The following is an 8785-nucleotide window of genomic DNA, read 5'->3' as shown; positions in this document are numbered from 1 at the left end:
TCGAAGGCCTCGTTGATCTTCTCGAAGGGCATGTCGTGGGTGATGAAGTCGTCGATGTTGAGCTCGCCCTTCATGTACTGCTCCACGTAGCCCGGCAGCTCCGAGCGCCCCTTGACGCCGCCGAAGGCGGAGCCCTTCCAGACCCGGCCGGTGACCAGCTGGAACGGGCGGGTGGAGATCTCCTCGCCGGCGCCGGCCACGCCGATGATGATCGACTCGCCCCAGCCCTTGTGGCAGCACTCCAGCGCCGAGCGCATGACGTTGACGTTGCCGATGCACTCGAAGGAGTAGTCGACGCCGCCGTCGGTGAGGTCGATGATCACCTGCTGGATCGGGTCGCTGTAGTCCTTGGGGTTGACGAAGTCAGTGGCGCCGAACTGCTCGGCCAGCTTGAACTTCTCCGGGTTGACGTCGATGGCGATGATGCGGCTCGCCTTGGCCATCACCGCGCCCTGGATCACGGCGAGGCCGATGGCGCCGAGGCCGAAGACGGCGACGGTGGAGCCCGGCTCGACCTTGGCGGTGTTCATCACCGCGCCGATACCGGTGGTCACGCCGCAGCCCAGCAGGCAGATCTTGTCCAGCGGCGCCTCCTTCGAGACCACCGCCAGCGACACCTCGGGGAGCACGGTGTACTCGCTGAAGGTGGAGGTGCCCATGTAGTGGTGCAGCATCTTGCCATCCAGCGAGAAGCGGCTGGTGCCGTCGGGCATCAGGCCCTTGCCCTGGGTGGCGCGCACCGCGCCGCAGAGGTTGGTCTTGCCGGAGAGGCAGAACTTGCACTGCCCGCACTCGGCGGTATACAGCGGGATGACGTGGTCGCCGGGGCGAACGCTGGTGACCCCCTCGCCCACCTCCTGGACGATGCCGGCCCCCTCGTGGCCCAGCACCGCCGGGAAGTTGCCCTCCGGGTCGGCGCCGGAGAGGGTGTAGGCGTCGGTATGGCAGACGCTGGTGGCGGCAATCTTCACCAGCACCTCGCCTGCCTTGGGACCCTCGACGTCGATCTCGACGAGCTCCAGGGGCTTGCCCGGCTCCAGGGCGACGGCGGCACGTGATTTCATGGTAGGTCTCCTCGTTCGGGTAAAGTTCTCTCGTCAGTCTAGGCAAGAGTTCCCACCGGGATAAACTGCATCAAAGGCACGACATTATTGCCACATGGCAACAATCAATCGGCAACCATCGGCGAGGAGGAGCCATGCAGCGCTGGGACCGTATCGAGGCCTTCGTCGAGGTGGTGCGGCTGGGCACCTTCGCCGCCGCCGCTCGGCAGTTGAAGGTATCCAACTCCCATGTCAGCCGACTGGTCAGCCAGCTGGAGGCCCAGCTGGGAACCACCCTCCTCTACCGCACCACCCGCCAGATCCGGCTGACCGATGCCGGGGCGCTCTACTACGAGCACTGCCAGCACCTGTTCGACGGCCTGCGAGATGCCGAGGCCGCCATCAACGACCTGCAGGCGCAGCCTCGCGGCCTGCTGAGCCTGACCTCGGCCACCACCTTCGGGGAGCGCTTCATCGCCCCGCTGGTCAACGACTTCCTGATAGCGCATCCGCGGCTCCAGGTGCGCATGCACTTCACCAATCGTCAGGTGGACATCATCGACGAGGGGTTCGATATCGCCATCCGCATGGGGCGCCTGGAGGATTCGAGCCTGGTGGCGAGACGGCTCTGCGAGCGGCGCGAGCATGTGGTCGGAGCGCCCGCCTACTTCGCCCATATCTCCCAGCCCCACGCCCTGGCGGAACTGTCCCGCCACCGCTGCCTGGAGGGGAGCCGTGATCACTGGCGCTTCGCCGTGGAGGGTGTACGCCGGGAAGTCCGCGTGAGGGGCAGCTGGCGAGCCAACTCGGGGCCGGCCCTGCTGGATGCCGCCCTCAAGGGACTGGGACTGGCCCAGCTCCCCGACTACTACGTGGACCCCTACCTCGACAGCGGCGAACTGATCCCGGTACTGGAGGCCTATCGTCACGCCGATACGGCCGTCTGGGCCGTCTTTCCCCGCCATCGGCAGCGCTCGCCCAAAGTCGTGCAGTTCATCGACTACCTGATCGAGCATATCAACGAGACACTGCCCGCGCCGCGCTGATCGGCGAGCAAGCCTGGACAGGAACCTGAAAGGGCGCCCCGTGGGGTGCCCTGGCAGCATGTGAGGCGTCAGCGTTGCGCGACTGGCCGCGTCACTTGAAGTTCTTGCGGTAGGACTTGAGGATCTCGCCGACGATGCCGCTGCGGAAGCTCAGCACGCAGACCACGAAGATGATCCCGAGGATCGGCCCCACCCAGTTGCCCAGCGGCGACTGCGCCAGCAGGTGCTGCAGGCTGACCACGATACCGGCACCGACCACCGGGCCGAACAGGGTGCCCACCCCGCCCAGCAGGGTCATCAGGATCACCTCGCCGGACATGTGCCAGTGGGCATCGGTCAGCGAGGCCAGTTGGAACACCACCGTCTTGGTGGAGCCGGCCAGGCCCGCCAGACCCGCGGAGAGGACGAAGGCCACCCACTTGTAGGCGTCGACGTTGTAGCCCAGCGAGACCGCCCGCGGCTCGTTCTCGCGGATCGCCTTGAGCACCTGGCCGTAGGGCGAATGCACGGCACGCTGGATGATCGCGAAGCCGATCAGGAAGATGGCGAACACGAAGTAGTACATCGCCAGGTTGCTGCGCAGGCTGATGAAGCCGAACAGGTCGCCCCGCGGCACCCCGTGCAGGCCGTCCTCGCCGCCGGTGAAGGGCGACTGGACGTAGACGAAGAACACCAGTTGGGCCAGCGCCAGGGTCACCATGGCGAAGTAGATGCCCTGGCGACGGATCGACAGGGCGCCGAACACCGCACCGAGCGCGACCGCGACGAGGGTCCCGGCGATGATGCCCAGTTCCGGGGTCAGCGCCGGGTGGCTAGCCAGCAGGTAGCCGGTGACATAGCCGCCGGTGGCCAGGAAGGCGGCGTGCCCGAAGGAGAGCAGCCCCACGTAGCCGAGCAGCAGGTTGAAGGCGCAGGCGAACAGCGCAAAGCACAGCACCTTCATCAGGAACACCGGGTAGGCCACGAAGGGCGCCACCAGGCCGATGCCAATCAGCACCAGGTAGAAGACGTTGCGGCGCATATCCGCACGGCGCTGGCGCTTCATGGAGGGGGTCAGCGTCTGGGTCTGGGTCTGGGTCTGGGTCGCGGACATGGTCATGCCTCCTTGCCGAACAGGCCGGCGGGTCGCAGCAGCAGCACCAGGATCATCACCAGGAAGATCACGGTGTTGGCCGCCTCGGGGTAGTACACCTTGGTGAGGCCCTCGATCAGGCCCATGGCCAGGCCGGTGATCACGGCGCCCAGGATCGAGCCCATGCCGCCGATCACCACCACGGCGAAGACCACGATCAAGAGGTTGGAGCCCATGTTCGGCGACACCGGGTAGAGCGGTGCGGCCAGCACCCCGGCGAAGGCGGCCAGGGCCACGCCGAAGCCATAGGTCAGGGTGATCAGCAGCGGCACGTTGACGCCGAAGGCCTGCATCAGCGCCGGGTTCTCGGTGCCGGCGCGCAGGTAGGCGCCGAGCCGTGTGCGCTCGATCATGAACCAGGTGAACACGCATACCACGATGGCCGCCGCCAGCACGAAGGCGCGGTACTTGGGAAGGAACATGAAGCCCAGTTGGAAACCGCCCTGGAGCAACTCGGGGGTCGGGTAGCGCGCCCCGGAGACGCCGAAGAAGTTGACCAGCGAGCCCTCGAAGATCAGCGCCAGACCGAAGGTCAGCAGCAGGCCGTAGAGGTGATCCAGGTGGGCGATGCGGCGCAGCATGAACCGCTCGAGCAGCATGCCGAACAGGCCGACGACCAGCGGCGCCAGCAGCAGCGCCGCCCAGTAGTTGATGCCCAGGTAGCGCATGCCCAGCAGGGTGGCGAAGGCCCCCAGCATGTACATGGCACCGTGGGCGAAGTTGACGATCTTCAGCAGGCCGAAGATCACCGCCAGGCCCAGGCTAAGCAGGGCGTAGAAGGCGCCGTTGATCAGGCCCAGCAGCAGCTGGCCGAGGAATACCGCCGCCGGTACCCCGAATATCATCGTCATGTCAGGAATCTCCCGTCAGAGGGGGCGGCGGCTTGCGCCGCCGCCGGTCTTGCTCGCTTCAGTTCTGCACCAGCTTGCACTGGCTCTCGGAGAGCGGACGGAACGCTTCCTCGGCGGGAATGGTGGCGAGGATCTCGTAGAGGTCCCACTCATGCTCGGAGTCCTCAGGCGACTTCACCTGGGCCAGGAACATGTCGTGGACCATGCGACCATCTTCGCGAACCCGGCCGTTGCGCGAGAAGAAGTCGTTGATCGGCCTCTCGCCCAGGGCGGCGCGCACCGCGACCGGGTCATCGGTACCCAGCTCGGCCACGGTCTGCAGATAGTGCATGGTGCTGGAGTAGATGCCCGCCTGGACCATGGTCGGCATGCGGCCCACGCGCTCGTAGTAGCGCTCGGCCCACTCGCGGGATTCGTCGTCCATGTTCCAGTACCAGCCGGTGGTCAGCAGCAAACCCTGGGTGGTTTCGAGGCCCATGGCGTAGACGTCGTTGAGGAACACCAGCAGGCCGGCGAGCTGCTGCCCCGACTGGACCACGCCGAACTGCGCGGCGGTGTTGATGGCGTTGACGGTATCGGCGCCGGCGTTGGCCAGGCCGATGATCTTGGCGCCCGAGCCCTGGGCCTGGAGGATGTAGGAGGAGAAGTCGTCGGTCGGGAACGGGTGACGCACGCCACCGACGATCTCGCCGCCGTTGTCCTCGACCACCCGCGTCACGTCGCCTTCCAGGGCGTGACCGAAGGCGTAGTCGGCGGTGAGCATGAACCAGCTGTCGCCGCCCTGGTCGACGATCGCCTTGGCGGTGCCGTTGGCAAGCGGGTAGGTATCATAGACCCAGTGGATATGGTTCGGGGTGCAGTGCTCGTTGGTGATGCTGGAGGCGGCGGAGCCCGAGACGATGCCCAGGCCGTTGTTCTCCTCGATCACCCGGGTCGCGGCGATACTCACCGACGAGGCCACCAGGCCGGAGACCAGGTCGACGTTGCGGGTATCGAACCACTCGCGCACAGTGTTGGCGCCCACGTCGGCACTGTTGCGGTCGTCGGCGCTGAAGACCTGAATCGGCGCGCCGTTGATGCTGCCGCCCATGTCCTCCACGGCCATGTTGAGGGCTTCCAGGCCACCGGGGCCGGCCAGGTCACGGTAGGTGCCGGACATGTCGGCCAGGTAGCCGATGCGGATCTCGCCGTCGCTGATCTCGGCCTGGGCGGTGGTCGCCATGGTGGCGGTAGCGGCCAGGGCGACGGCGGTGGTAAGGCTCTTCTTGATGAAGGTCATGTGGCTCTCCTCTGCCCCGAAGCGGGGCTCTTGTTGTTGTTGCGAATGTTGCTGCAACTGGCGTTGTATCTGTTGTGGCAGCGATAATTGTGGCTGTTGCTGCGACGGCGGTAGCGTTTATTTGCGTTGTGAAGGCCAGCGGCCGCGACGGTTCACACGCCCAGCAGGGTGTGCAGATGCTCGCGCTTGCTCGGCAGCTCGGCCGCCGAGATCTCCTCTACGATCAGGCCGTGGTCCATCACGAAGTGGCGGTCAGCCAGGGGGGCGGCGAAGCGGAAGTTCTGCTCCACCAGCACGATGGTCATGCCGCGCTCCTTGAGCTTGACCAGCACCTGGCCCAGCGCCTGGACGATGACCGGCGCCAGCCCCTCGGTGATCTCGTCGAGCAGCAGCAGCCGCGCCCCGGTGCGCAGGATCCGCGCCATGGCCAGCATCTGCTGCTCGCCCCCGGAGAGCCGCGTGCCCGGGCTGCGCCGGCGCTCGTAGAGGTTGGGGAACATCTCGTAGATCTCGTCGATCGACATCCCGCCGGAGCGCACCGTAGGCGGCAGCAGCAGGTTCTCCTCGACGTCGAGGCTGGCGAAGATGCCGCGCTCCTCGGGGCAGTAGCCGATGCCCAGCCGCGGGATGCGGTGGGGCTTCATGTCGAGGGTCTCGTTGCCGTTGATCATGATCGAGCCGGTGCGCCGGCCGACCATGTTCATGATCGCCTTGAGGGTGGTGCTGCGTCCGGCGCCGTTGCGCCCCAGCAGGGTCACCAGCTCGCCGCGCTTCACGTTGAAGTCGACGCCGTGGAGGATGTGCGACTCGCCGTAGAAGGCGTGAAGGTCGCTGACCCGCAGCATCTCGGCGCCGTCGCGGTCCTGGTACTCCATCAGGCTCTCGGCTGCCTGGTTCATGCGCTGGCCTCCTCTTCCGCCGCTTCGCTGCCCATGTAGGCCTCCTTGACCCGCGGGTCGGCGGAGACCGTGGCGTAGTCGCCCTCGGCCAGCACCGCGCCGCGGGCCAGCACGGTGATGCGGTCGCACAGCCGGCTGACCACGCTGAGGTTGTGCTCCACCATCAGCACGGTGCGCCCGCGGGCCACGCGGCGGATCAGTTCGACGATGCGGTCGACGTCCTCAGCGCCCATGCCCTGGGTCGGCTCGTCGAGCAGCATCATGGTGGGGTCCATGGCCAGGGTGGTGGCGACCTCCAGGGCCCGCTTGCGCCCGTAGGGCATCTCCACGGTGAGCACGTCGGCGTACTCGCGCAGGCCCACCTCCTCGAGCAGCTCGATGGCGCGGTCGTTGAGGTGATCGAGGGTTCGTTCGGACTTCCAGAAGTGGAAGGAGGTGCCCATGGGACGCTGCAGCGCCACGCGCACGTTCTCCATGGCGGTCATGTGGGCGAACACCGCGGAGATCTGGAAGGAGCGCACCAGGCCCAGGCGGGCGATCTCGTTGGCCTTCATGCCGGTGATCGGCTTGCCGCGGTAGAGGATCTCGCCGCGGGTGGGCGGCAGGAACTTGGTGAGCAGGTTGAAGACCGTGGTCTTGCCCGCCCCGTTGGGGCCGATCAGGGCATGGATATGCCCCTCCTGGACCTGCAGGTTGACATCGTCCACGGCGGTGAAGCCGCGGAATTCCTTGGTCAACCCCCGAGTCTCCAGAATGAAGTTCTGGGTCATGTGACGTCCTCTCTGGATCGCGCAAGCGATCCGCCGTTGGTGCTGTTGTCGTTGTTGTATGCCGTTGTCGTTGTTCTGGCCATCTCGGCATCGGACTGTCCGGGCACTCATCCTGCGAGGCTTGCCGGCACTTTACGTTAACGTAAGCTAGAGGACTCGGCGCGACACGGCAATAGCCCGATGGGCATGACTCGACCAATGGCGTAGGGCTGGTGTTTTCAATAGCTTGAAAACAAACATTTCATGCAAGCCAGCCCATTGATGCACAAGGCATTTCCCGGGCGTCCCGCCTTCACGCCGCCGGCACTCCTGGCGACCGATGGTTAGGTCACGGATGGCCAAGGTGGCGTTCAGCTGACCATGGGCAGCCCAGGATTAAGCAGGTAGAATGGCATTCGTAGTTGAATGCTCTTATCGGAAGCCCCTTCTCCATGACCCAGACTCCCCCTCCCGGCCATCCTTGGCCGATCGGCTTCACCTCCACCTGCATCCGCGCCACGCTCTATATCCTGTTGATCGCGGGCCTGGCCCAGGGCGCCTTCATCGAGGCACTGCACTACCCGGAGGTTCGCTTTTCCGAGTACGGCTTCACCGAGCTTACCCAGAGCGTGCTGCTGCTCACGGCCTCGCTGCTGCTGCTCTATATCCGCCAGTTGCTCAGGGTGCTGCCCACGGTGACCCTGCTGATGTTCGCCTTCACCTTCAGCTCCTTCATCCGCGAGCAGGACTACTTCCTGGATACCTGGGTGGCGCGCCACACCTGGAAGGTGCTGGTCGCCCTGGTGGTCGTTCCCAGCCTCTTCTGGGTCATCCGCGAGCGCCGGCGTTTCGTCGCCGAGTTCGCGAGCTACGCCAACAGCTTCTCATTCGGCCTCTTCGCCGCCGGGGTGCTGGTGACCTATGTCTTCTCGCGCCTCTACGGCCGTGGCGCCTTCTGGGAAGCGATCCTTCAGGAGCACTATGTGCGCACCTTCAAGGACGCCGCCGAGGAGGTGGTGGAGCTGCTGGGCTATGCGCTGATCCTGATCGCGGTGATCGAGCTGACCCTGCTGGCCCGGCAATGGGTCCTGGCCCGCCGGGCGGGCTGATCCGGCCAGATGAGGCGCTGCAGCGCCTCCCCCAACCAGCAAGAAGCCCCGCAGGCACTGCCTGCGGGGCTTCTTCGTTGCGGCCGAGGCGTTCGCCCAGAGCCTGCTTCCTGACCCTACTCGTCGAGGAAGGAGCGCAGCGGCTCGGAGCGTGACGGGTGGCGCAGCTTGCGCAGCGCCTTGGCCTCGATCTGACGGATCCGCTCGCGGGTGACATCGAACTGCTTGCCGACCTCCTCGAGAGTGTGGTCGGTGTTCATGTCGATGCCGAAGCGCATGCGCAGCACCTTGGCCTCGCGGGCGGTGAGACCGCCGAGCACGTTGCGGGTCGCCTCGATCAGCCCCTCGCCGGTGGCGGAATCGATGGGCAGGATCATGGTGCCGTCTTCGATGAAGTCACCCAGGTGCGAGTCGTCGTCGTCACCGATGGGGGTCTCCATGGAGATCGGCTCCTTGGCGATCTTGAGCACCTTGCGCACCTTGTCCTCGGGCATCTCGAGACGCTCACCCAGCTCCTCGGGGGTGGGCTCGCGGCCCATCTCCTGCAGCATCTGCCGGGAGACCCGGTTGAGCTTGTTGATGGTCTCGATCATATGCACCGGAATACGGATGGTGCGCGCCTGGTCGGCGATGGAGCGGGTGATCGCCTGACGGATCCACCAGGTGGCGTAGGTGGA

9 protein-coding genes are annotated in these 8785 nt (G+C 66.0%); 2 read left to right on the top strand and 7 right to left on the bottom strand.

Annotated features, from left to right (window positions below):
• On the bottom strand, positions 1-1064 hold a 1064-nt coding region (locus IBX53_RS12850), incomplete at its 3' end, for an S-(hydroxymethyl)glutathione dehydrogenase/class III alcohol dehydrogenase (RefSeq protein ID WP_290909855.1).
• Positions 1065-1198: 134 nt separating this feature from the next.
• Here IBX53_RS12850 and IBX53_RS12845 point away from each other — a divergent pair.
• On the top strand, positions 1199-2089 hold the full coding sequence (locus IBX53_RS12845) for a LysR family transcriptional regulator (protein ID WP_290909853.1): 891 nt from the start codon (positions 1199-1201) through the stop codon (positions 2087-2089).
• 91 nt (positions 2090-2180) lie between these two features.
• Here the strand turns inward: IBX53_RS12845 and IBX53_RS12840 are convergent, their stop codons facing one another.
• The 5 genes from IBX53_RS12840 to IBX53_RS12820 all read right to left on the bottom strand — a co-directional run bounded on the left by IBX53_RS12840 (position 2181) and on the right by IBX53_RS12820 (position 7020).
• A complete protein-coding gene (locus IBX53_RS12840) occupies positions 2181-3134 on the bottom strand; it encodes a branched-chain amino acid ABC transporter permease (RefSeq protein ID WP_290909857.1) in 954 nt (317 codons plus the stop codon).
• 50 nt (positions 3135-3184) lie between these two features.
• The gene (locus IBX53_RS12835; protein ID WP_290909851.1) at positions 3185-4072 is read right to left on the bottom strand and encodes a branched-chain amino acid ABC transporter permease; all 888 of its coding nucleotides are present in this window, start codon (positions 4070-4072) and stop codon (positions 3185-3187) included.
• Between the two features lie 58 nt (positions 4073-4130).
• On the bottom strand, positions 4131-5351 hold the full coding sequence (locus IBX53_RS12830; protein WP_290909849.1) for an ABC transporter substrate-binding protein: 1221 nt from the start codon (positions 5349-5351) through the stop codon (positions 4131-4133).
• A gap of 152 nt (positions 5352-5503) precedes the next feature.
• A complete protein-coding gene (locus tag IBX53_RS12825; protein ID WP_290909847.1) occupies positions 5504-6250 on the bottom strand; it encodes an ABC transporter ATP-binding protein in 747 nt (248 codons plus the stop codon).
• Complete coding sequence (locus IBX53_RS12820) at positions 6247-7020, bottom strand: ABC transporter ATP-binding protein (RefSeq protein ID WP_290909845.1); 774 nt, start codon at positions 7018-7020, stop codon at positions 6247-6249. Before IBX53_RS12820 ends, IBX53_RS12825 begins: the two co-directional genes overlap by 4 nt.
• Positions 7021-7451: 431 nt before the next feature.
• Here IBX53_RS12820 and IBX53_RS12815 point away from each other — a divergent pair, with 431 nt between their 5' ends.
• Entirely contained in the window at positions 7452-8108 is a 657-nt protein-coding gene (locus IBX53_RS12815) for a hypothetical protein (RefSeq protein ID WP_290909843.1), read from the top strand.
• Positions 8109-8224: 116 nt separating this feature from the next.
• On the opposite strand, the gene IBX53_RS12810 is transcribed toward IBX53_RS12815, so the two are convergent.
• The coding region (locus tag IBX53_RS12810) for a sigma-70 family RNA polymerase sigma factor (RefSeq protein ID WP_290909841.1) at positions 8225-8785 on the bottom strand (561 nt) is incomplete at its 5' end.

This window comes from Halomonas sp. (genome assembly GCF_014859505.1).
Taxonomy (GTDB): Bacteria; Pseudomonadota; Gammaproteobacteria; order Pseudomonadales; family Halomonadaceae; genus Halomonas.
Note: the sequence above shows the minus strand (reverse complement) of the source record. Positions and strands in the feature narration are given on the sequence as shown.